This window comes from Micromonospora sp. SH-82 (genome assembly GCF_051132485.1).
GTDB lineage: Bacteria > Actinomycetota > Actinomycetes > Mycobacteriales > Micromonosporaceae > Micromonospora.
The window spans coordinates 2,310,327-2,330,106 of the sequence record NZ_CP148049.1; the positions used below are offsets into that span (position 1 = coordinate 2,310,327).

Annotated in this window: 17 protein-coding genes and 1 pseudogene; 13 read left to right on the forward strand and 5 right to left on the reverse strand. The window is 72.4% G+C overall.

Annotated elements, in window-relative coordinates:
• Nucleotides 1–324: 324 nt before the first annotated feature.
• The 8 genes from rsmD to mutM all read left to right on the forward strand — a co-directional run bounded on the left by rsmD (nt 325) and on the right by mutM (nt 5,733).
• On the forward strand, nt 325–888 hold the full coding sequence (rsmD, locus tag WHN02_RS10720; RefSeq protein WP_434743194.1) for a 16S rRNA (guanine(966)-N(2))-methyltransferase RsmD: 564 nt from the start codon (nt 325–327) through the stop codon (nt 886–888).
• The gene (coaD, locus tag WHN02_RS10725; RefSeq protein ID WP_434743195.1) at nt 885–1,373 is read left to right on the forward strand and encodes a pantetheine-phosphate adenylyltransferase; all 489 of its coding nucleotides are present in this window, start codon (nt 885–887) and stop codon (nt 1,371–1,373) included. The genes rsmD and coaD overlap by 4 nt, the downstream gene beginning before the upstream one ends.
• Before the next feature lie 165 nt (nt 1,374–1,538).
• Nucleotides 1,539–2,036, forward strand: coding sequence for a hypothetical protein (locus WHN02_RS10730; protein WP_434743196.1), 498 nt, complete (start codon nt 1,539–1,541; stop codon nt 2,034–2,036).
• A 110-nt stretch (nt 2,037–2,146) separates the two neighbouring features.
• Complete coding sequence (locus WHN02_RS10735) at nt 2,147–2,710, forward strand: YceD family protein (RefSeq protein WP_434743197.1); 564 nt, start codon at nt 2,147–2,149, stop codon at nt 2,708–2,710.
• Nucleotides 2,711–2,715: 5 nt separating this feature from the next.
• Nucleotides 2,716–2,889 carry a 50S ribosomal protein L32 gene (rpmF, locus tag WHN02_RS10740; RefSeq protein ID WP_350895984.1) on the forward strand — a complete coding sequence of 58 codons (174 nt, stop codon included), beginning with the start codon at nt 2,716–2,718 and terminating at the stop codon, nt 2,887–2,889.
• Between the two features lie 114 nt (nt 2,890–3,003).
• Nucleotides 3,004–3,990 (forward strand): phosphate acyltransferase PlsX, encoded by a 987-nt coding sequence (locus WHN02_RS10745; protein ID WP_434743903.1) that lies wholly within the window; start codon nt 3,004–3,006, stop codon nt 3,988–3,990.
• A complete protein-coding gene (gene rnc, locus WHN02_RS10750) occupies nt 3,987–4,880 on the forward strand; it encodes a ribonuclease III (protein ID WP_434743198.1) in 894 nt (297 codons plus the stop codon). Before WHN02_RS10745 ends, rnc begins: the two co-directional genes overlap by 4 nt.
• Complete coding sequence (mutM, locus tag WHN02_RS10755) at nt 4,873–5,733, forward strand: bifunctional DNA-formamidopyrimidine glycosylase/DNA-(apurinic or apyrimidinic site) lyase (protein WP_434743199.1); 861 nt, start codon at nt 4,873–4,875, stop codon at nt 5,731–5,733. The genes rnc and mutM overlap by 8 nt, the downstream gene beginning before the upstream one ends.
• Before the next feature lie 53 nt (nt 5,734–5,786).
• Here the strand turns inward: mutM and WHN02_RS10760 are convergent, their stop codons facing one another.
• Both WHN02_RS10760 and WHN02_RS10765 read right to left on the reverse strand, forming a co-directional pair.
• The gene (locus WHN02_RS10760; RefSeq protein WP_434743200.1) at nt 5,787–6,617 is read right to left on the reverse strand and encodes an endo alpha-1,4 polygalactosaminidase; all 831 of its coding nucleotides are present in this window, start codon (nt 6,615–6,617) and stop codon (nt 5,787–5,789) included.
• A 128-nt stretch (nt 6,618–6,745) separates the two neighbouring features.
• The gene (locus WHN02_RS10765; RefSeq protein WP_434743201.1) at nt 6,746–7,822 is read right to left on the reverse strand and encodes a CAP domain-containing protein; all 1,077 of its coding nucleotides are present in this window, start codon (nt 7,820–7,822) and stop codon (nt 6,746–6,748) included.
• A gap of 369 nt (nt 7,823–8,191) precedes the next feature.
• Here WHN02_RS10765 and WHN02_RS10770 point away from each other — a divergent pair, with 369 nt between their 5' ends.
• The 3 genes and pseudogenes from WHN02_RS10770 to WHN02_RS10780 all read left to right on the forward strand — a co-directional run bounded on the left by WHN02_RS10770 (nt 8,192) and on the right by WHN02_RS10780 (nt 12,977).
• Nucleotides 8,192–8,386: a hypothetical protein gene (locus WHN02_RS10770; RefSeq protein ID WP_350895980.1), complete on the forward strand. Its 195-nt coding sequence runs from the start codon at nt 8,192–8,194 to the stop codon at nt 8,384–8,386.
• Between the two features lie 275 nt (nt 8,387–8,661).
• Nucleotides 8,662–12,231: pseudogene (smc, locus tag WHN02_RS10775) on the forward strand (chromosome segregation protein SMC); the annotation flags it as partial.
• A gap of 125 nt (nt 12,232–12,356) precedes the next feature.
• Nucleotides 12,357–12,977, forward strand: a complete 621-nt coding sequence (locus tag WHN02_RS10780; RefSeq protein ID WP_434743202.1) for an HAD family hydrolase — start codon at nt 12,357–12,359, stop codon at nt 12,975–12,977.
• Between the two features lie 63 nt (nt 12,978–13,040).
• Here the strand turns inward: WHN02_RS10780 and WHN02_RS10785 are convergent, their stop codons facing one another.
• From WHN02_RS10785 to WHN02_RS10795, 3 genes are all read right to left on the reverse strand, one after another.
• Nucleotides 13,041–14,726, reverse strand: coding sequence for an MFS transporter (locus WHN02_RS10785; RefSeq protein WP_434743203.1), 1,686 nt, complete (start codon nt 14,724–14,726; stop codon nt 13,041–13,043).
• Nucleotides 14,727–14,858: 132 nt separating this feature from the next.
• A complete protein-coding gene (locus tag WHN02_RS10790) occupies nt 14,859–15,299 on the reverse strand; it encodes a MarR family winged helix-turn-helix transcriptional regulator (protein WP_434743204.1) in 441 nt (146 codons plus the stop codon).
• An 88-nt stretch (nt 15,300–15,387) separates the two neighbouring features.
• On the reverse strand, nt 15,388–17,094 hold the full coding sequence (locus WHN02_RS10795; RefSeq protein ID WP_434743205.1) for an alkaline phosphatase D family protein: 1,707 nt from the start codon (nt 17,092–17,094) through the stop codon (nt 15,388–15,390).
• Nucleotides 17,095–17,242: 148 nt separating this feature from the next.
• Here WHN02_RS10795 and ftsY point away from each other — a divergent pair, with 148 nt between their 5' ends.
• Both ftsY and WHN02_RS10805 read left to right on the forward strand, forming a co-directional pair.
• Nucleotides 17,243–18,424 (forward strand): signal recognition particle-docking protein FtsY, encoded by a 1,182-nt coding sequence (ftsY, locus tag WHN02_RS10800; protein WP_434743206.1) that lies wholly within the window; start codon nt 17,243–17,245, stop codon nt 18,422–18,424.
• 5 nt (nt 18,425–18,429) lie between these two features.
• The gene (locus tag WHN02_RS10805) at nt 18,430–19,293 is read left to right on the forward strand and encodes an aminoglycoside phosphotransferase family protein (protein ID WP_350899198.1); all 864 of its coding nucleotides are present in this window, start codon (nt 18,430–18,432) and stop codon (nt 19,291–19,293) included.
• The last annotated feature ends 487 nt before the right edge of the window (nt 19,294–19,780 follow it).

Consider the following 19,780-nt stretch of genomic DNA (forward strand, 5'->3'; position numbering starts at 1 on the left):
AGCAAGGGGTGCGGCGCGGGGCGGCGGCGGGAGTCGCGGCCGAACGTCGGCGCGGTCCGCAGTGATGCCTCCCCGGCGCCGGGCCGGCGAACCACCGCCGGCACCGGTCAGGACCCTAGTCGGGGCAACCGGCACGAAACAGCCCACTGACACTGACAAGCGTCATGTTATCGATCTGAGATCATTGATATACGGAAAGTGAGACATTGTCGAGATAATGGATACGGACCGTGCCGGTCGAGGGGGTGGCTGTCGGCGTACCGTCGCTGACTGTGAGAACGTCGGGGCGACGGACGTGACGACGGCGGTACGCAGGAGGTGTCGGTGACCCGGATCGTGGCCGGAACGCTCGGCGGGCGGCGGATCGCCGTGCCCCCCGGCGGGGGAACCCGCCCCACCTCGGATCGGGTGCGCGAAGCCCTGTTCAGTGCCGTCCAGGCCGAAGTGGACCTGGACGGGGCCCGCTTCGCCGACCTCTTCGCCGGGTCCGGCGCGGTCGGCCTGGAGGCCCTCTCCCGGGGGGCCGAGCACGTCCTGCTCGTCGAGTCCGATCCGCGCGCCGCCCGGGTCGTCCGGGAGAACATCGTCACCCTGCGGGCCGCCCCCGCCGCCCGACTGGTCACCGGTCGGGTCGCCACCGTCCTGGCGACGGGTCCCGACGGCGGCCCCTACGACGTGGTCTTCGCCGACCCGCCGTACGCCGTGTCGGAGGAGGAGGTGACAGCGATGCTGGCCGCCCTGGTCGAGGGGGACTGGTTGACCGCCGACGCCCTCGTGGTGGTCGAGCGGTCCACCCGGTCCGCCCCCTTCACCTGGGTGGAAGGTGTCACCTGCACCCGCAGTCGCCGCTACGGCGAGACCACACTTTGGTACGGTCGCCGATCATGAGACGTGCGGTATGCCCCGGCTCTTTCGACCCGGTCACCAACGGGCACCTCGACATCGTCGGGCGGGCCAGTCGACTCTTCGACGAGGTGATCGTGGTGGTCACCATCAACCAGTCGAAGACCTCGCTGTTCACCGTCGAGGAACGCATCGACATGCTCCGCCAGGTGACCTCGTCGTACGACAACGTCCGGGTCGAGTCGTTCCGGGGGCTGCTCGTCGACTTCTGCCGGGCCCAGGAGGCGAGTGTCCTGGTCAAGGGGCTGCGGGCGATCAGCGACTTCGACTACGAGTTGCAGATGGCCCACATGAACATCGGTCTGGCCGGGGTGGAGACCCTCTTCATGCCGACGAACCCCCTCTACTCGTTCCTCTCCTCCAGCCTGGTCAAGGACGTGGCCAAGTGGGGCGGGGACGTCACCTCGCACGTACCCGACGTGGTCCGCGAGGCGCTGCGCTCCCGCCTGGACCCCTCGGTCCGCGACTGACGTCTCACGGTCGGGGTCCGGCCGGCCGCGACACGCCGGTCCGCGACGCGCCGGGCCGGGGGGAACGGACGCGGGTGGCCGGTGCGCGACATCATGGTGCAGCGGGAGGACGGCCGCAGCCCGCATCATGTAGGTCGGCAGACGAACGACAGGAGTGAGGTACCGGTGGACCCGCTCGACCGCATCGACGAACTGATCGCCCTGGTGGAGACGGCACGGTCCGTCCCCATGTCCCGGAACAACTGCATGGTCGACCGGGGTGAGATGATCGCCGCGCTCGACGAGCTACGTGCCGAACTCCCCGCCGACCTGCGTCGCGCCGCCGCCCTGCTGGAGGAGCGGGACAAGATCATGGAGGCGGGCAAGCGCGAGGCGGACCGGATCATCAGCGAGGGTGAGGCGGAACACGCCCGGCTCGTGTCGGTCAACGAGATCACCGTCTCCGCCGAGCACGAGGGTGCCCGGATCGTCGCCGAGTCCCGGGCCGAGGCGCAACGCCTGCGCCAGGAGGTGGACGACTACGTCGACACCGCCCTGGCCAACTTCGAGCAGTTCCTCACTCGGGCACTCGCCTCGATCGAGCGGGGCCGGGACAAGATGCACGCGCTGCGCGAGATCGGCACCTTCGCCGGAGAGGAGACGGAGCGTCCCCTCTCGTTCTGAGCAGGGTCGGCGACCTGCGGACCGACCTTCGGTCCCGGCCCCCGGTTCGACGGTCGGCCGGTCGCCCAGGTAACCTCATTTGTCGGCCTCTCACCGGTCGGAGTCTAACTATGCCCAAGCACTCGTCGAACACACTCGATCCCAGGTCGCCGCTGGTCCTCGACACGAGGGACCTGCCCCGTCGGCCTGGCGTGTCGCGTACGGTCGAGCGGGTCGCCCCGGCACCGGCGGACCTCGGTGTGGAGCTGATCAGCGTGCCGGAGGGCGCGGACCTCGACCTCGACCTGAGGATGACGTCCGTCTCGGAGGGCGTGCTCGTCACCGGGACCGTCAGCGGTCCCGTCCGGGGCGAGTGCGGTCGTTGCCTGCGCGAGATCGACGACACGGTGACCGTGACCGTCCAGGAGCTGTACGCGTACGAGGACAGCACCACGGACGCCACGACCGAAGAGGATGAGGTGGGTCGGTTGCAGGGAGACCTGATCGACCTGGAGCCGGAGGTTCGGGACGCGTTGGTGCTCACCCTGCCGACCAACCCGACCTGCCGCGAGGACTGCCCTGGGCTGTGCCCCGACTGCGGGACGCCCCTGGACGAGTTGCCGGCCGACCACAGTCACCAGCAGATCGACCCGCGTTGGGCGGGCCTGTCGCAACTGACCCGTAAAGAGGAGTAAGAACCGTGGCCGTCCCGAAGCGCAAGATGTCGCGCAGCAACACCCGCTCCCGTCGGGCGAACTGGAAGGCTGTCGCGGTGGCGACCGTGGCCTGCCCGCAGTGCAAGTCGGCGAAGCTGCCGCACACTGCCTGCTCCGTCTGTGGCACCTACAACGGCCGCCAGGTCATCGACGTCTGACCTGGACGCCGCGTGACGCCCCCGACCCGTGGTCGGGTGGCGCGTGCAACCTGGCGATCGCCCGGTGACCCGGTGTCCGCCGACACTGACCGGCCCGCTCCGGCCAGTGATCCGGTGACACCGGGCACCGTGCGGATCGCCGTTGACCTCCTCGGCGGGGACGACGCTCCCGACGTCGTGGTTGACGGCGCTCTGCTGGCCATGCGTGCCGACCCTGACCTGCACCTGCTTCTCGTCGGCCCGGCTGAGACCGCGGCCGAGCTGGTGGGTGCCCTCGACCCGGTCCAGAGTTCCCGGATCACAGTTCGGCCGGTCCGCGACGTCGTCGCGATGTCCGAGCATCCGGTCCGGGCCCGTGGTCACAGCACCATCCGCGCGGCCGTGGCGGCCGTGCGGACCGGCTACGCCGACGCGATGGTCTCCGCCGGCTCCACCGGGGCGACGGTCACCGCCGCGGCGCTCGGCCTCGGCCGGTGGCCCGGGGTACGCCAGCCCGCGCTGGTGGCGACCCTGCCTGCCGTGGCGGGACCGGTGGTCCTGCTCGACGTCGGCGGAGCCCTGGAGGCGCACCCGGCCACCCTGTCCCGACACGCGGTGCTCGGGGCCGCCTTCGCGGCGGTGGCGCACGGGATCGCCGCACCCCGGATCGGCCTGCTCTCCGTCGGCACCGAGGCCGGCAAGGGCGACCGGGCCCGTCGAGCCGCCGACCCACTGCTCTCCGTCGGTCCACTGCCCTGCGACGCCCGGTACGTCGGTCTCGTCGAGGGGTACGACGTGACGCTCGGCGCCCGCGCCGACGTCGTGGTCACCGACGGTTTCACCGGTAACGTCCTGCTCAAGGCGATCGAGGGCGCGTACACGATGGCCGGCGGGGCACCGGCAGGCGTCGGCGCGCCCCGGGCGGCCGCCCTGCTCGGCGTCTCCGGCACGGTGGTGGTCTGCCACGGTGCCGCACAGGCCGCCGACGTCGCCTCCGGCCTCGCCCTCGCCGTCCACCTGTGGCGCCGCCGCGCCATCGAAAGGGTCTCCGCGCTGCTCACCGGTGGCGAGCCGGACGACCGTACCGACCGCACCACCGACACCGAGGTAACCGCATCATGACCAAGGACAAGCGACGGGCTTCCGTCGGCCATCTGGAAGCCGCCTTCGGCGTCGCCCTCGACCCCGACCTGCTCGAACGCGCGCTGACCCACAGGTCGTACGCCTACGAGAACGGCGGGTTGCCGACCAACGAGCGGCTGGAGTTCCTCGGTGACTCGGTGCTCGGCGTGGTCATCACCACCGCTCTGTTCCACAACCACCCGGACCTGCCCGAGGGACAGTTGGCGAAGCTGCGGGCCAGCGTGGTCAACATGCGGGCGTTGGCCGAGGTGGCCCGGGGCCTCGGGCCGGACGGTCTCGGCGCCTACCTGCTGCTCGGCAAGGGCGAGGAGACCACCGGTGGCCGGGACAAGGCGAGCATCCTCGCCGACACCCTGGAGGCGCTGTTGGGGGCGATCTACCTCCAGTACGGCCTGGACACAGCGGCGATCGCGATCCACCGGCTCTTCGACCCGTTGATGGCCGAGTCCGCCGGGCGGGGCGCGGCCCTGGACTGGAAGACCAGCCTCCAGGAGTTGACGGCGGCGCTCGGGCTCGGGGTTCCGGAGTACCGGATCGAGGGCACCGGCCCTGACCACCTGAAGACGTTCACCGCCTGGGTGGTGGTGGCCGGGAACCGGTACGGGGGTGCCGAGGGGCGGAGCAAGAAGGAGGCCGAGCAGCGGGCCGCCGAGTCGGCCTGGCGGATCCTCGACGAGCAGGCCGAGGCGGCCCGCCAGGCGGAGGCCTCCGACACCGCCCAGGCCTCCGACACCGCCCAGGCTGCCGACTCCGCCCAGGCTGCCGACTCCGCCCGGGTGTCCGACTCGGCCGAGGCGGCCGACCCCGCAGCTCTGGCCGACGGCGGGCTCGGGGCGGATCCGCAGGTCGCCGGGGAGCGACGTGCCTGAGCTGCCCGAGGTCGAGACGGTCCGGCAGGGGCTGGCCCGGTGGGTGACAGGCCGTCGGATCGCCACCGTCGAGGTGCGCCACCCTCGGGCGGTGCGTCGGCACCTGCCCGGTGCGGGGCACTTCGCGGAGGTCCTGGTCGGCCGGACGGTGCTCGACGTCCGGCGGCGCGGGAAGTACCTCTGGCTGCCGCTGGACAGCGGTGACGCCATCGTCGGGCACCTGGGGATGTCCGGTCAGCTGCTGCTGCAACCGGCGGAGGCCGCCGACGAGCCGCACCTGCGGGTCCGGTTCGGTTTCGCCGACGACGGGGCGCAGCTCCGCTTCGTCGACCAGCGGACCTTCGGCGGGTTGGCGGTCTCGGCAGGTGGGGCGGAACTCCCCACGGAGATCGCGCACATCGCCCGGGACCCGATGGACCCGGAGTTCTCCGCCGCCGGGTTCGCCACGGCGCTGCGTCGGCGGCGGACCGAGGTGAAGCGGGCACTGCTGGACCAGACCCTGATCTCCGGGGTCGGCAACATCTATGCCGACGAGGCGCTCTGGCGGGCGAAGCTGCACGGGGTCCGGTCCACCGAGGCGTTGTCCGGGCCGGCGGTGTCCCGGCTGCTCGGTCACGTCCGGGACGTCCTCGGCGAGGCGATCGCAGCCGGGGGGACCAGCTTCGACGCGCTGTACGTCAACGTCAACGGGGAGAGCGGCTACTTCGACAGGGCGTTGCACGTCTACGGCCGGGAGGGCGAGCCGTGCGACAGGTGCGGTACGCGGATCCGCCGGGAGGCGTTCATGAACCGGTCGTCGTACAGCTGTCCCCGGTGCCAGCCGCGCCCCCGGGCACTGCTCACCGCCCGCTGACCGGGTCCCCGTCGACCCGACCACGCGAACCCGACGCCGGGGACGGGCCGGGTTCAGGCGACCGGGCAGGGCACCCGCCAGGCGTCCAGCACCCGCTCCTTGCGCATCGAGGTGAAGCCGTAGCCGACGCTCGTCACACAGAAGTCGGTGGTGGTGCCCGCGTACTCGACGTGGAAGACCGGTTTGCCGGCGTCGGTGAACGGCAGCAACCTGTCGCACTGGCGCAGCCTGACACACTCCTCGTCGACGGCGAAGTCGAAGTCCGGGGCCAGCGCCGCGACCTGCGGGAGGCCGCCCCGCAGTCCGGGGGAGAGGCCCAGCGAGCGGGCGAGGTCGGCGACGCGTCGGTTGAACAGCAGCTGGTCGTCGAAGGTGACCGGGAAGCCCGTGTAGCGGGTGTAACCGTCGGCGTCGGTGAGCAGTACCGCGGTGAACCCCTTGCCCCGGCAGAGCCGGAACCTGTCGGCCAGGACCGGCCGTAGCTCGTCCCACCTGCGGACGTCCAACCAGTAGGTGTCGGGGCGTACCCCCGGGTGCCCGCGTACCTCGATCGGGAACCGGCCCTCGTCGGGGTCGGTCGTGACGTACGAACCGACGCTCACCTGGCAGACCAGTCGGCGGCCCAGGTCCCGGAGCCGGGCGGTCTCGGCGGCGGTGGTCCGCACCGGGTCCAGCAGGAAGACCTGTGCCTCGACGGTCAGGTCGAGGGGGCCGGTGAGCTGCCACTGCCACTGCCAGTGCCGGGTCACCCCGGCAGGCCAGGGGCTGGTCGGCGGCGGGCGCTGGGGCGCGGACTGACAGCCGGCCAGGAGTAGGAGCACGACGACGACCGGCAGTCCCCGACGTCCCCGGCGACCTGCTGATGGTCCGGCCCCGTCCCGCATCGGCAGCTCCCGGTCCGTGCCGTGGCGGCGTCGACGACCGGGGTACGCCGCGCCGCCGGCTCACCTCATCAGGTGGAACGACCGACGGCACGGGTACGACGTGCCCGGTGGGGCACCGAGCGGTCCGCTCAGCGGGGAGCGGCGAACTTCTGCGTCCAGTACGGCCCGTCGCCGGTGGCGATGCCGACGCCGATCTCGGTGAACGCGCAGTTGAGGATGTTCGCCCGGTGTCCGGGGCTGTTCATCCAGGCGTCCATCACCGCTTCCGGCGTCCGCTGGTTCCACGCGACGTTCTCGCCGTAGGTACGCCACACGTAGCCGACCCGGTCGAGCCGTTCGCCGACGTTGCTGCCGTCACTGCCGGTGTGCGACATGTTCCCGGTGTCGGCCTGGTCCTGGCTGTGCCGCTGGGCCGCGGTGGTCAGCTTGTCGTCGATCTGCACCGCGCCGCACCCGGCCTTGGCCCGCTCGGCGTTGACGATGTTCACCACCTGCTGGGCCTGACTGCCGGTGGTTCCGGCGACCTGGGGGGCGGCCTGGGTCGGGGAGCTGCTGCGCTCGATCCGCCGGGACGGGGCGGAGGTGTTCCGCTGCGGGTCCGGGGTCGGCGAACTGGTGGTGCGGCTCGGTGACGGCGTCGCCCGGGACGGGGAGGGGGAGGCCGTCGGCGACGGGGAGGTCGACGGGGTGGGTGAGGCCGACGGGGTGCTGCTCGGGGTGGCGGCGTCGAGCGTCTCGTCCACCAGCGGGGCGACGGCGCTGGGTTCGTCGGTGGCGCCGGTGAAGGAGGCCGGGGTGTCGTCTCCGGGCAGCAGCAGGGCGCCGACGCCCAGGCTCACCGCGAGGGTGGCGGCGGCGGCCGTACCGCCGATCAGGACCGGACGCGGCAGTCGGCGGGGCGGACGGTGGCGTCCCTCGCCTCGGACCGGCGGCCGGTCCGTCGTGCGGTCCTGCGGGGCGGGATGGGGTGCGGTCCTCTCCACCACCGGTTCGGCAGGGTCCGCCGCCGGTACGACAGGCAACCGACCGGTCGTGCCGTCGGTGGCGGCCGGGCGCTCGTACCTGGTCGGCTCCTCGGAATCGTCGCCGAACAGGTAACTCGACCGGGGCTCGGGTCGGTCGGTCAGCCAGGTCGGTTCGCCGGTCGGCGCGTCGTCCCGTCGCGGGGAGGTGTCCGGGTCCATCGGGTCGGTCCAGCCGTACACGCCGTCTGCCTCCAGGGTTCGGTTCCGGGCGGTGGTGACGCTACGTGGGGGGGTCTGGGGGAGCAATGTGGCTAAGAAAGAGTTAAGACGAACTCGCGTCCGTGCGTACTCCGTTCCGGAACTATGGCGTACAGTAAATGCGTCCGGACAGAGCGTGTCCGAGCCTTGTGGCAGCCCTCGGCGAGTGGCCCCGGTCGACGTGGAGATGATCTACGGCCTGCGAGAACTTGACGAGGACGCGGTTTCGGCTCAATATGTAGGTGTCGCCAGTCGCGCCCGGCCGTGCCCGCTTATCGCAGGGGATGGTAGTCGCGAACACGTGGGCGCGCGTTGGCCGGCCTTTCCGGCAGCGCATATCAAGGAGTCAGCATGGCGAAGGCCCTCTACGGCCACGTAGGTGCAGCGCCCGATCGGCGCCTGCTCGACGAGGTCACCCGGTTGCGTGCCAGGGTTCAGGCAATGGAGTTCGAGATCACGCGCCTGCGCGCCGAGAACGATCGGCTCGCGGCGGCTGCGTCGGAGGCGGACGACCTCCTTCGGCTGGCCGAACCGGCGTTGACCTGATCTTCACGGCCGGAAAACTGAATCGCTGAACACGAAAAAGCGCGCCGGACACTTCTGTTCCGGCGCGCAGCCTTTTGTGCACCCGCATTTCCTGATCTTGTGGCCGTCGTCACCCTCGCCGTTACGTGCCGCAGTTCCCCGTTCCTTCCCGAGGTCGCCTCGGTGACCGGGGCGGGTCGCGTGCTCCGACGTCCGTACCGGCGGGTTAGTCTGCGGGTTCACCAGGTCCGCGCAGCCAGCGGCGGTACGGCGGCCACCGGACGAGGATCGAGAAGGTGCATCTCAAGAGCCTGACGGTGAAGGGGTTCAAGTCCTTCGCCTCCGCGACGACGTTCAAGCTGGAACCCGGGATCACCTGCGTGGTGGGTCCGAACGGTTCCGGCAAGTCCAACGTCGTCGACGCCATCGCCTGGGTGCTGGGTGAGCAGGGCGCCAAGGCGCTGCGCGGCGGCAAGATGGAGGACGTCATCTTCGCCGGCACCACCGGGCGGGCGCCGCTCGGGCGGGCCGAGGTCACCCTGACCATCGACAACACCGACGGTGCCCTGCCCATCGAGTACACCGAGGTGTCGATCACCCGTCGGATGTACCGATCCGGCGAGAGCGAATACGAGATCAACGGCGACTCGTGCCGGCTGCTCGACATCCAGGAGCTGCTCAGCGACTCCGGCATCGGCCGGGAGATGCACATCATCGTCGGGCAGGGTCGGCTCGACGGCATGCTGCACGCCAAGCCGGAGGATCGGCGGGCGTTCATCGAGGAGGCCGCCGGGGTCCTCAAGCATCGCAAGCGCAAGGAGAAGGCGCTGCGCAAGCTCGACGCGATGCAGACCAACCTCAACCGGCTGACCGACCTCACCACCGAGCTCCGTCGTCAGCTCAAGCCGTTGGGACGGCAGGCCGAGGTGGCCCGGCGGGCCGCCGCGATCCAGGCGAACCTTCGGGACTCCCGGCTCCGCCTGCTCGCCGACGACCTGTTCACCCTGCGTAACACCCTGGACCGGGAGATCGCCGACGAGACGGCGGTCCGGGAACGGCGCCACGAGGTGGAGGCCGAACACGCGCAGGTGCAGGGACGGCTCGGCGAGTTGGAGGCGGTCCTGGCCGAGGACGCCCCGCTGCTCGCCGCCGCGCAGGACACCTGGTACAAGCTCTCCGCTCTGGCCGAACGGTTCCGCTCCATCGAGCAGTTGGCGCTGGAACGGCTGCGCCACCTCAGCGCCACCGGCGACGACGAGCGGCCCGGCCGCGACCCCGACCAGTTGGAGGCCGAGGCCGACCGGGTCGGTGAGCAGGAGGAGGAGCTGCGGGCGGCGCTCACCGACGACCAGATCCGGCTCGCCGAGGCGGTGGAGCACCGGCAGGAGTTGGAACGGCAGCTCGCCGCCGCCGAACGGGAACTGGTCGCGGCGGCCAAGGCGATCGCCGACCGGCGGGAGGGACTGGCCAAGCTGACCGGGCAGGTCAACTCGGCTCGGGCCCGCTCCACCAGCGCCGGGGAGGAGATCGAACGGCTCGCCGCCGCGCACGCCGACGCGATGGCCCGCGCCGAGCTCGCCCAGGCCGAGGTGGACGCGGTGGCCGAACAGTCCACCGAGGCCGACCGGGACAACGCCGACCTCGACGCCCGGCACGCCGAGGCGGTCGCCGGGCAGGAGGCGGCGCAGACCGCCGTCCGTTCCCTGGTCGACGCCGAACGCGCCGCCGAGAAGGACGCCGCCACCTGGCAGGCCCGGGAGGAGGCGCTCGCCATCGGGCTGCGCCGCAAGGACGGCGCCGGGGCGCTGCTGACCCGCGCCGAGAAGGTGCCCGGACTGCTCGGCAGCCTCTCCGACCTGCTGACGGTCACGCCCGGTCACGAGGCGGCGCTCGCCGCCGCGCTCGGCGGCCTGGCCGACGCGGTGGCGGTCAGCGGGGTGGACGAGGCGGTCGAGGCGATGCGACTGCTGAAGATCTCCGACGCGGGCCGGGCCGGTCTGCTGGTGGGCAGCCCGCCCGGACCGGGTATGCAGGGGTCGGCTGACGCCCTGCGTCCGGCCTTGCCCGCACACGCCCGCTGGGCTCCCGACCTCGTGGAGTGTGGTGCCGAGGTGCGCGCGGCGGTGCACCGGGCGCTGCGCGACGTGGTCGTCGTCGACGATCTCGCCGCCGCCGCCGACCTGGTCGCCGACGAGCCGGAGTTGCGGGCCGTCACCCCCGAGGGGGACGTGGTCGGGGCGTACGCGGCGGCCGGCGGGTCGGCCAAGGCCCCCAGCTTCATCGAGGTGACAGCCGCCGTGGAGGAGGCCCGGACCAACCGGCTCGCCGCCGAGGAGACCGCCACCGGGCTGCGGGAGCGACTCGTCGAGGCGCGGGCCGAGGTGTCGGTGGCCAAGGAGGCGGTGCAGCACGCCGCCGCCGCCCGTCGGGAGGCGGAGAGTCACCGCAACGCCGCCGCCAGGCGGTTGGCCGAGTTGGGGGCGGCGGCCAGGTCGGCGAAGGCGGAGACGGACCGGCTCGGTGAGTCCCGGTCCCGTGCCGAGGCCGCCCGGGAACGGGACCTCACCGCCCTGGCCGAGCTGGTGGAGCGGCTGCGGCTGGCCGAGGCCACCCCGTTCGACGCCGAGCCGTCCAGTGCGGAGCGTGACCAGCTCGCCGCCCTGGTCCCGCAGGCCCGACAGAACGAGATGGAGGTCCGGCTGGCGGTCCGGACCGCCGAGGAGCGGGTCTCGTCGATCGCCGGTCGGGCCGACTCGCTGCGTCGGCAGGCCACCGCCGAACGGGCCGCGCGGGAGCGGGCGGCGGCCCGCCGGGCGGCCCGGGCACGGGGTGCCGGCATCGCCGATGCGGTCGCCGGTGGCGCCCGCGAGGCACTGGGCCGGATCGCCGTCTCCACCTCGCGGGCCGAGGAGCACCGCGACGCCGTGGCGCGCGAACGCGCCGCCCGCGAGGCGGAACTCTCCGAGGTACGCGGGTCGGCGAAGCGGCTCGGCGCGGAGCTGGACCGGCTGACCAGCCAGGTGCACCGGGACGAGGTGGCCCGGGCCGAGCAGCGGATGCGGATCGAGCAGTTGGAGGTCAAGGCGGCCGAGGACTTCGGTCTGGACGTGCCGACCCTGATCGGCGAGTACGGCCCGACCCAGCCCGTACCGCCGACCCAGGCCGACGTGACGGCGGCCGAACGGGACGGTCTGCCGGTGCCCGAACCGGTCCGGTACGAGCGCCCGGTGCAGGAGAAGCGGGCCGCCAAGGCGGAACGGGAACTGGCCCTGCTCGGCAAGGTCAACCCCCTGGCGCTGGAGGAGTTCGCCGCGCTGGAGGAGCGCTACAAGTTCCTCACCGAGCAGTTGGAGGATCTCAAGGCCACCCGCAGGGACCTGCTGACGGTGGTCAAGGACGTCGACGAACGGATCCTGGAGGTCTTCGCCAGCGCGTTCGCCGACACCGCCCGGGAGTTCGAGCAGGTCTTCACGGTCCTGTTCCCCGGTGGCGAGGGGCGGCTGATCCTCACCGAACCCGACGACCTGCTCACCACCGGCGTGGAGGTGGAGGCCCGCCCCCCGGGGAAGAAGATCAAGCGGCTCTCGCTGCTCTCCGGCGGGGAACGGTCGCTGACCGCCGTGGCCATGCTGGTGGCGATCTTCCGGGCCCGGCCCAGCCCGTTCTACATCATGGACGAGGTCGAGGCGGCCCTCGACGACGTCAACCTGGGGCGCCTGATCACCCTGCTGGCCCAGCTGCGGGAGAAGAGTCAGCTCATCGTCATCACGCACCAGAAGCGGACGATGGAGGTCGCCGACGCGCTCTACGGGGTGACGATGCGCAGCGGCGTGACCCAGGTGATCAGCCAACGGCTCAACCGGGCCGAGGGGGAACAACCGCAACCCGCCCCGACCGCCGTCGGTGCGCGCCCCGTTCGGGGTCGTGACGACGACGCGTCCGGGGCGGGGGGCGACGACGAGCGGCACGGCCGCGAGAAGGAGAACGACTAGTGGCTCGGGAACGCGCGACGGCACTCCTGCTGGACTTCGACGGGGTGCTGCGGCGCTGGGACCCGGCGGTCGCGGCCGGGGTGGAACGCGAGTACGGCCTCTCCGACGGGGTGCTCGCCGAGATCGCCATGCACTGGGGGCGGCTCCAGCCGGTGCTCACCGGGCAGATCAGCCACGCCGAGTGGATGACGAGCGTGGCCGACGCGCTCACCCCGTCGGTGGGCAGCCCCGAGCGGGCCCGGGCGGCGGTCGAGCAGTGGCAGCGCTACCGGGGCGAGGTGGACCCGCAGGTGCTGGACTTCGTCAGGGAGGTCCGGGCCGCCGGGATCAGAGTCGGGCTCGGCACCAACGCCACCGACCAGCTCGACACCGACCTGGCGGCGCTCGGGCTGGTCGGGGAGGTGGACGTGGTGGTCAACTCCTCGGTGGTCGGGTTCAACAAGCCGGCGAAGGAGTACTTCGAGGCCGCCTGCCAGGCCCTGGAGACCACGCCGTCGCGGGTGCTCCTGGTCGACGACGAGGACCGGGCGATCAGCGGGGCCCGGGCCGCCGGTCTGTCCGCGTACCGCTGGACCGGCACGGAGGGGCTGCGGTACGTCCGCGCCGCCCTCGCCACCTGACGCGGAGGGCGGCGTCACCGGCCGCACCGGCCGGGGCGCTGCCCGACACGGTGCAGCCGGCGCTCATCGGGGTGCCCCCGCGCTGGGCGCCGGGAGCTTGGTCGGGGGCACCGTCGGGGCGTTGGCGCGGCCGACGGTGACCGCAGCCGGGGCGGCCACCGGCTCCCCGCCCGGCAGGCGACGCTGCTGGGGCTCGTTCGGCTCGGGCTCGTCCGGCATCGCGTTGTGCAGGCGCAACGGCTCCTCCCGGAGGAAGCAGACGGCGATCAGGGCGATCAGGGCGAAGGGGGCGGCGGTCAGGAAGACGTCGGCTGCGCCGTGGCCGTACGCGCTCTCCACGACGGCCCGGATCGGCCCGGGGAGCGCGCGGACGTCGGGCAGCCCGCCGTCGCCGGTGCTGCCGGCCGGGGCGCCGAGTCGGGTGAGCCCGTCGGTCAGGTAGCCGTCGACCCGGTGCGACAGCAGCGCGCCGAGGGCGGAGACGCCGATCGCGCCGCCGAGGGTGCGGAAGAAGACCACCAGCGAGCTGGCCGCTCCGAGTTCGTGCGGGTCGACGGCGTTCTGCACCACGAGGACCAGGTTCTGCATCGTCAGTCCGAGCCCGACCCCGATCAGCGTCATGTAGACGCCGAGCAGCACGAAACTGGTGTCGGCGCGGAGCGTACCCATCAGGGCGAAGCCGACGGTGAGCAGCGCGGAGCCCGCGACCAGGTAGCGCTTCCACCTGCCGGTCCGGCTGATCACCTGGCCGACGACTGTGGAGGAGACCAGCAGTCCCAGGATCAACGGCAGGGTCATCAGGCCGGCGACGGTGGGGGACTGCCCCCGGCTGATCTGGAAGTACTGGCCGAGGAAGATCGATACCCCGAACATGCCGACACCGACAGCGATGCTGGCGACGGTGGCCAGGGTGATGGTCCGGGAGCGGAACAGCCGGGGCGGGATGACTGGTTCGGCGGCCCGGAACTCCACCACCACAGCGAGGGCGCCGAGCAGCAGGGCGCCGAGGACCATGACCAGTGTCGGTACGGAGAACCAGGCGAACCGGTCACCGGCGAAGGTGACCCAGATCAGCAGGGTGGAGACGCTGGCCGTGATCAGCGTGGCACCGAGCCAGTCGACGCGGACGGGGCGGCGGACCACCGGCAGGTGCAGGGTTCGTTGCAGGACCACCAGGGCGGCCAGGGCGAACGGCACCCCGACGTAGAAGCACCACCGCCAGCCGAGCCACGACGTGTCCACGATCAGGCCGCCGACCAGCGGGCCGCCGATGGTGGCCACGGCCATCACCGCACCCAGGTAGCCGCTGTACCGGCCGCGCTCGCGGGGCGCGATCATCGTGGCCATGACCACCTGGGCGAGCGCGGTCAGCCCGCCGGCGCCGATGCCCTGGAGGACCCGGCAGGCGATCAGCTGACCGGTGCTCTGGGAGAGTCCGGCCAGCACCGACCCGAGCACGTAGATCAGCAGGGCCAGCTGGACGAGCATCTTCTTGTTGGTCAGGTCGGCGAGCTTGCCCCAGATGGGGGTGGTCGCGGTGGTGGCCAGCAGGGCCGAGGTGACCACCCAGGTGTACGCGGACTGCCCGCCGTGCAGTTCGGTGATGATCCGGGGCAGGGCGTTGGTGACGACGGTGGAGGAGAGGATGGCGACGAACATCCCCAGCAGGAGTCCGGAGAGCGCCTCCAGGATCTGCCGGTGGCTCATCGGGACAGTCGTCGTCCTGCCGGAGGCGCTCGCCTGGGTCATCGTGGTTCGCCTCCGCAGGGGTTTCGTGATCGCGTGCCGAAGCCACCGTACGACTTGGTTGCCTGAAGCAACAACCTGACGTGACGTAGATCCGTCTCACGATCGCCCGGCCACCCCCGGGCGGCACGACGGTCAACCCCAGGTGTCGTTGAACCGGCTCAGCAGCCGGGCCAGGTCCGCCAGATCCTGGGCGGGCCAGTCCTCCAGGGCCCGCCAGATCTGGTCCAGCCGGGAGGACCGGGCGGCGTCGAACCGACGCTGCCCCTCCTCGGTCAGGCTGAGCTGCCAGGCGCGCCGATCCGTCGGGTCGGGGTCCCGGCGGACCAGACCGAGCACCTCCAGGGCCTGGATCTGTCGACTCAGCGTCCCCTTGCCGACCCCGAGGCGGGTGGCCAGCTCGGTGAGCCGGGTCGACCCGCACCGCCGCAGCCAGAGCAGCAGACCGTAGGCGTTCGGCTCGATCTCGGGGTGCACCTCCCGGGCGATCTCCAGGGAGATCGCCCGGGACCGGCGCAGCAGCGCGGTCAGCTCGTGCTCGACCGCCCGCACCGGCTCCGGCAGCTCCTCGTTCATCCGAGCCAGGGTACGGCCGCCACCCGCCCGGTGGTGCTCGGTCGACCGGTGCCACCGGCGGCGACGACCGGGGCCTCTTCGCTGTCGTTCAGCCGGTGAGCCGGTGGTGGGCCACCGGGCGCAGGTGCCCCTCGCTGGAGGTGCCCTCGATCGTCACCTCGGCGGCCCGGCCCCGGTGCGTGAGGGTCGCCACCGCGTTGCCGAAGTACGGGCCGGCGAGCTTGCGCCAGCGCACGTTCGGACGGCGTACCCCGGCGGAGCGGGCCAGGGCGCGGGTGGCCGACGCCGGGCCGGCCGCCCAACCCAGCCGCATCAGCGGGCGCATCCCGGCCGGCACCTGGTTGTGGATGGGCGAGCAGGTGAGCTGGTGCACCGGGGTCCGGACGGCCGGGTCGGCGAAGCTGGCCCGCGCCACGTACGAGTGGTGCACGTCACCGCCGAGCACGCTGATCGACGCGGGTGCCGGGTACGCCGGTCCGGCCCCCACCCGGTCGCCGGGCTCGTTGCGTCGGCCGCTGCCGAGCCGGGCGAAGACCTCGCCCAACGCGGTGAACGAACGATGGAACGCCGCCCAGTGCTCCAGGTCCAGGGCTCGACGCAGCTTCTCGCCCAGCCCGGCCACCCACGGCCGCGCCGAGTCGGCCAGCCGCTCGTTCCAGGCCTCGACGTGGTGGATGCCCGGCGGCAGCAGCCACGGCAGCGAGGAGCCCACCACCAGGTGGTCGTAGTCGCCGTGGGCCTGGTCGACGAACCACGACCACTCCCCGCCGGGGAGCATCGCCCGGCTGCCCGGCTGGACGACCCGGCTGCACCGGGTGTCGAGCATGACCAGCCGGGTCCGGCCCAGGTCGAGCGCGTAGCTCCACGGGTACTGCACGGCCCGCCAGCGCTCGGGATCGTGCGCCACGTCGGACTCGGTGTCGACCCGGCTGCCGAACTCCCGCAGCACCTCGGTGGCGTCCCCGGCGGCGATCACCTCGGTGTAGACCGGGTCGGCGGCGATCTCGTCCGGTGACAGGTTCCCCAGGTGCTGGTAGACCCAGTACGAGGCGAGCCCGCTGCCGATCCGCTCTGCCCACCAGGGCTGTCGCCGCATGTCCGCCCGCCAGGCGGCGGAGGTGTTCCAGTCGTCGATGATCTCGTGGTCGTCGAAGATCATCACCGATGGGGTGGTGGAGAGCAGCCAGCGGATCTCCGGATCCCGCCACGACTCCAGGTAGAGCTTGGTGTACTCGTCGAAGCTCACCACCTGGTCCACCGGGGCGTCCTCCGGGCGCCGTCGACGCCGCTTGAGCAGCCGCTTGACCGTCGGCGAGGTGTTGTCGGCGTACACCTGGTCGCCGAGGAGCACCAGCAGGTCGGGCAGGTCGGTCGGGTCACCCGAGGCGATCGACCGCCGGGCGTACGCGTCGAGGGCGTCCGGGGGGAGTCGACGGGTGGTCGCGTGCTGGGTGGTCTCCCGGCACGAGCCGAAGGTCAACCGGACCGGCTGCTCCCGGTCGTCGGTGGCCCGGGTCCGGATCACACTGGCCGGGTACGGGTCGTCGGGCGTCGGCCAGACCAGCTCGTCGTCGACGAGGACCTCGTACGGGGTGACGCTGTCCGGGGTCAGTCCCTCCACCACCACCAGTGCGTAGTGGTGGTCGTACGCGCTGAAGGTGGTGGCGGTGCCGCCCGCCGCACCGGGGGTGCGGACGGTGACCACGGCGGGAGCGTCGGTCTCCACCCAGACGGTGGCCCGCGTGCCGACGACCCGTCGGAGCAACGGACCGATGAGCAGGCGGGACTCGGGCATGCGGACTCCTCGGCAGGGAAACGATCTCTCATCTTTCTACCTGTGGGAGGGCTCCGCCACCCGGTGGTTCAGGTGGCGGACCAACGGTGGTCCGCGTGCCGGGTGCGGTCGGTGCGACGACCGCGTCGACATCTGACAGGATTTCGGTATGACGGAATACGTCCTCATCGCCCTCGCACTGCTCGGTGTGCTGGTCCTCGGCGGCATCGGTCTGGTGGTGCCTCGGCTGCGGCGTCGGCAGGAGCCTCCGCAGCCGCAGGTCGACACCCGCGTGCAGGAACCGACCGCGCCACCGGTCGAGGCGCCCGAGGGCGACCTGTCCACCGGGGTCCTGGTGGAGCCCCCGCCGGTGCTGGAGGCCCCGCCCCCCACCCTGGAGGTGCCCGAGCCGACCGCCGGTCGGTTGATCCGGCTGCGCTCCCGGCTGTCCCGCTCCCAGAACGCGTTCGGCCGGGGGCTGCTCGGCCTGCTCAGCCGGGACCACCTGGACGAGGACGCCTGGGAGGAGATCGAGGACAGCCTGATCACCGCCGACGTCGGGATCGACGCCACCCGGGAGATCGTCGACCGGCTGCGGGAGCGGACCCGGGTCCTCGGCACCCGCTCGGCCACCGAGCTGCGGGCACTGCTCGCCGCCGAACTCGTCAACGCCCTCGACCCCGACCTGGACCGGTCGTTGCACACCACCGGCAAGGAGGGCGTCCCGGCGGTGCTGCTCGTCGTCGGGGTCAACGGCGCCGGCAAGACCACCACCTGCGGCAAGATCGCCCGGGTCCTGGTCGCCGACGGACGCTCGGTCACCCTCGGCGCGGCCGACACCTTCCGGGCCGCCGCCGCCGACCAGCTGGAGACCTGGGGCGGCCGGGTGGGCGCCGAGACGGTACGCGGACCGGAGGGGGCCGACCCGGCCAGCGTCGCCTTCGACGCGGTCCGCCGGGGCATCGAGGCGGACACCGACACGGTGCTGATCGACACCGCCGGTCGGTTGCAGAACAAGATCGGCCTGATGGACGAGCTGGGCAAGGTCAAGCGGGTGGTGGAGAAGCACGGCCCGATCGACGAGACCCTGCTGATCCTGGACGCCACCACCGGGCAGAACGGCCTGGAGCAGGCCCGGGTCTTCACCGAGGTGGTGAACGTCACCGGGGTGGTGCTCACCAAGCTCGACGGCACCGCCAAGGGCGGGATCGTGATCGCCGTGCAACGCAAGCTCGGCATCCCCGTCAAGCTGGTCGGACTCGGCGAGGGGCCGGACGACCTCGCGCCGTTCGACCCGGCACAGTTCGTCGACGCCCTCCTCGGCACCGAGCCGTTGGCCCGGGACGCGTAACCTCGGTGACCACCGACGATCGCACCTACGCCGGCTGGCGGGATCCCCGTCACGCGGCGCCGGGCCTCGGGAGACCGTACGTGACTTCGCAGGAGATCCCGCTGCACGGCGGGAACGTCAGCACCGTGGTCCGGGTCGGCGACACAGTGCGCCGCAACGCCGGCCCGTGGACCCCGGCGGTGCACGGGCTGCTCCGCCACCTGGAGTACGTCGGTTTCACCGGCGCACCCCGGGCCCTCGGCATGGACGAACGCAACCGGGAGGTCCTGTCGTACCTGGAGGGGGAGTGCGGGGAGTACCCGCTCGCCTCCCACTGGGTCACCGACGAGGCCCTGGTGACCGTGGCGACCATGCTGCGGATGTTCCACGACGCCCAGTACGGTTTCGTCCCGCCGCCCGGGGCGGTGTGGCGCTCGTTCGGCCCGCCCCCGCCGGACACCGAGGTGATCTGTCACCACGACGCCGCCCCGCACAACGTCATCTGGCGGCCGGACGGGACCCTCGGGCTGATCGACTTCGACCTCGCCTCGCCGGGTGCCCGGATCTACGACGTGGCGTACGCGGCGTGGACCTGGGTGCCGATCTTCTCCGACCGGGACTCCATCACGCTGGGGTGGAAACGCCCTGACCGCCCCCGCCGACTGCGGCTCTTCGCCGACGCGTACGGGCTGATCCCCCGGGACCGTCACCGCCTCATCCGCACCATCCGCAAGCGGATCGTGGACCACGTGGAGGGCATCCGCCGGATGGCCGCCGCCGGTGAGCCCGCCTTCGTCCGGATCGTGCGCAAGGGCTCGCTGCGTCGCCCGATGCGGGACCTGCGGCTGCTCGACTACGAGCGGCACGCCCTGGAGCACGCCCTGCGCTGAGCGCGTCGGGCTCCTCAGCCCACCCCGCCGAGACCGGCCCCGCCCACGCGAGGCCGGTCTCGGCCGTTCGGGTGCCCGGTCGTGCCTGGCTCGGTCGTGCCTGGCCCGGCTCGGTCGTGCCTGGCCCGGCTCGGTCGTGCCTGGCCCGGCTCGGTCGTGCCTGGCCCGGCTCGGTCGTGCCTGGCCCGGCTCGGTCGTGCCTGGCCCGGCTCGGTCGTGCCTGGCCCGGCTCGGTCGTGCCTGGCCCGGCTCGGTCGTGCCTGGCCCGGCTCGGTCGTGCCTGGCCCGGTCCGGTCTCGCCCGACTTGGGCTGGTCTCGGCGGTCCGGTCCGGCTCGTCGGTCGACGGCGTCATGCCGTCGGTCGGTGGCGTCGGGTGGTCACGGTGGGCTGTCGCCTCGGTGCGAAGCGTCAACCGTATCGCCGATCCGCTGGTCAGCCGGGTCGACCCCGGCCTCGGCCGACCGGCCCACCGGCCTCCGCCGTCC

Bases quoted from the DNA above. Each gene is read 5' to 3' on its own strand.
- WHN02_RS10785 (WP_434743203.1), bottom strand. From the start codon at position 14,726: ATGACCCAGGCGAGCGCCTCCGGCAGGACGACGACTGTCCCGATGAGC.
- coaD (WP_434743195.1), top strand. From the start codon at position 885: ATGAGACGTGCGGTATGCCCCGGCTCTTTCGACCCGGTCACCAACGGG.
- rnc (WP_434743198.1), top strand. From the start codon at position 3,987: ATGACCAAGGACAAGCGACGGGCTTCCGTCGGCCATCTGGAAGCCGCC.
- WHN02_RS10760 (WP_434743200.1), bottom strand. From the start codon at position 6,617: ATGCGGGACGGGGCCGGACCATCAGCAGGTCGCCGGGGACGTCGGGGA.
- WHN02_RS10790 (WP_434743204.1), bottom strand. From the start codon at position 15,299: ATGAACGAGGAGCTGCCGGAGCCGGTGCGGGCGGTCGAGCACGAGCTG.
- WHN02_RS10735 (WP_434743197.1), top strand. From the start codon at position 2,147: ATGCCCAAGCACTCGTCGAACACACTCGATCCCAGGTCGCCGCTGGTC.
- ftsY (WP_434743206.1), top strand. From the start codon at position 17,243: ATGACGGAATACGTCCTCATCGCCCTCGCACTGCTCGGTGTGCTGGTC.
- WHN02_RS10770 (WP_350895980.1), top strand. From the start codon at position 8,192: ATGGCGAAGGCCCTCTACGGCCACGTAGGTGCAGCGCCCGATCGGCGC.
- WHN02_RS10795 (WP_434743205.1), bottom strand. From the start codon at position 17,094: ATGCCCGAGTCCCGCCTGCTCATCGGTCCGTTGCTCCGACGGGTCGTC.